3 protein-coding genes and 1 pseudogene are annotated in these 2,118 nt (G+C 34.3%); all 4 read right to left on the bottom strand.

Features of this window, described 5'->3' with window-relative positions:
• Positions 1 to 613: methyltransferase (locus K4I03_RS12450; RefSeq protein ID WP_227965664.1), on the bottom strand; the 613-nt coding region annotated here is incomplete at its 3' end.
• The gene (locus K4I03_RS12590) at positions 613 to 735 is read right to left on the bottom strand and encodes a hypothetical protein (RefSeq protein WP_265333649.1); all 123 of its coding nucleotides are present in this window, start codon (positions 733 to 735) and stop codon (positions 613 to 615) included. The genes K4I03_RS12590 and K4I03_RS12450, both read right to left, overlap by 1 nt.
• 1 nt (position 736) lies before the next feature.
• Positions 737 to 1,051 carry a hypothetical protein gene (locus K4I03_RS12445; RefSeq protein WP_227965662.1) on the bottom strand — a complete coding sequence of 105 codons (315 nt, stop codon included), beginning with the start codon at positions 1,049 to 1,051 and terminating at the stop codon, positions 737 to 739.
• A 295-nt stretch (positions 1,052 to 1,346) separates the two neighbouring features.
• A pseudogene (locus tag K4I03_RS12440) lies at positions 1,347 to 2,118 on the bottom strand (hypothetical protein); the annotation flags it as partial.

Here is a 2,118-nt window from a genome sequence, read left to right as displayed (position 1 = left end):
GATTATCAAAAAGACTCTCAAAGTAACTAACTTTATTTGTTTCTTTGCCAATCTTTAGATAAACAAGCGCAACTTCAGTCTCAGTTGAACGCTCAGCACCCTCAAAGGCACCTTCAAGAAACTCAATCTCTGCCTGGTACTTTTCCAAAAGGATCCCCAAATGCTTCCGCTCATTACTGAATGGATTCCTGATGGTTTCAGCATTAAGCAAGCAAACAATCTGACATTCCTTATAAGATTGCTGCTTGGCTAACTCGATCATCTTGAGCAGATGCTTTGCCCCCTCGGAAAATGGAGGGTTGGCCAAAATCATATCGTATTCTGTGAACGTTTGAAAGGTTAAGAAATCCTCGCCAACTAGTTCACACTCCTTATTCATGAGAATACTACGGAGTTCCAGATTTTTTTCTACAACCTCCACAACCAATGCTCTTCTTTCTAAAAGCATTTGCTTCTGTTTTAGATAATCTACAATATCACCTTTCCCAGCCRATGGCTCTAAAATCCTTAATTTTGAAGTTCCATTCACTCCTCCAAGAATCCGCCGATTGATTTTATTTAACATTTTCTGAATCAGTGGCTCTGGTGTCGGATAGAAGTCTTTATCAAACACTATTTCTTCTCCTTTCTTGTCACAAATAAGATAAACATTATTCCTAACAAGATACTGATAGGCAAGGCAGGGACATCTACCATAAAGCCATAAATCACCATTATAGTTGTCATCACTTTCATTTTACTTCTCCTTTTTTTCTTTGAATACAATATATTGCTGCCGTCCAATATTGATTGCAGCTAACTCCTCATAAACCCATTCACCTGTTCCAAATGAGCCTAACGAGAAGCTTTTTTCTTCGTTATATACAGTGGCTTCTGAAACAAAAAATTCAATCTCTTGAATTTGCACCCAGGCACATTCAATTACCGTTCCAGCTGTATAATTAGTAGTAATATCAATTTCTTCAAGCTCGAAGATATCTACTCCTAAAGACTTCAAATATTCTTTTATCACCTCAACCAAGGCAATATCCATTTTGTCTAAATAGGTCATGATTACTACCACCATTTCTTTATTTGATAACTATATTATATGATACACTCTATAAAAAGTCAATAGTTTTGTTAAAAGTTTTTAATAAAAACAGTCCCAAATTTGAGACTGTTTGATATATTTTAAACCGCTAAGGTAAAAGCTCCCAAAGGTTTTTCCTGAACCCTCTTATCCACTATAGAGGCTGATAGGCTTTGCTAAGTCTATCTTGTCCTGGTCATTCCCTCTATAATTATTTTATCCTAGAACCAGAATTGCTGCCTTGTTTTTGTCAAAAAAGAATAGAGCAGATGCCCTATTCTTTTTGTTCTTCATAAATCATTGTTTTGATCGCCTTTGTTATGTAGATAACCACACTTTGAATGCTATCTTTATGCTCCATATTCTCTTTTGCCTTTTCGAGTCCTTTGTCAAAGAAGTTACCCCCAAAAAACTCTGCTGCTGTAGCTGAAAATGTCTCTCTCAGCTTATCCTGAACACCTATCCTGATTTTTTCAACAGTCTGCTCGTTATCTAAATCCAATGCTTTTGGTTTTGATCCAGATAATTTAGTGATAATATCTTTTGCTTTTTGAATGATAGCTTTTGCATTATCTTTTGTCAAACCATTTAGTTCAATCTTAGTGAGATATTCAGCAAAATCCTTTTCTTTTTCAAAAAATTCATTTCTTGAAAACAACTCTTTTTTTAGAACGTTTATATATTCTTTTTGTGCTATAGTTGCACTATAGGTAGTGGGTTGAATTGTCCATCTAAATTCAATTTCTGAAATGTTCCGTCCTTTTTTTATCGGGAGATACTCAATGTTTAACTCCGTATAATCATTGATTTCTTTTTTTACTAACTCTAAGACATGAAATCTGAAGTATTTAAAAGATTGATAGCTGGCAACATCATCACATTTAAGGACTTTTTTCAGTTCCTCTACAGAAATTCGATTGGTTTTTAAATGAACATTTTTTTGATATTTAGATTTCAAGTAAGAATACAGATACCAGCTATATGATGACTTGAAATGTACGAGCATATTCAAATCTAAAGTCATATATTTTTCTACTAACCCCATA

The organism is Streptococcus sanguinis, from assembly GCF_020729725.1.
GTDB classification, from domain to species: Bacteria; Bacillota; Bacilli; order Lactobacillales; family Streptococcaceae; genus Streptococcus; species Streptococcus sanguinis_V.
The sequence above is the reverse complement of the archived record's forward strand: the minus strand, read 5'-3'. Positions and strand labels throughout refer to the sequence as shown.

Excerpts from the sequence above, each read along its gene's own strand:
- K4I03_RS12590 (WP_265333649.1), bottom strand. The coding sequence starts at position 735 with ATGAAAGTGATGACAACTATAATGGTGATTTATGGCTTTATGGTAGAT.
- K4I03_RS12445 (WP_227965662.1), bottom strand. The coding sequence starts at position 1,051 with ATGACCTATTTAGACAAAATGGATATTGCCTTGGTTGAGGTGATAAAA.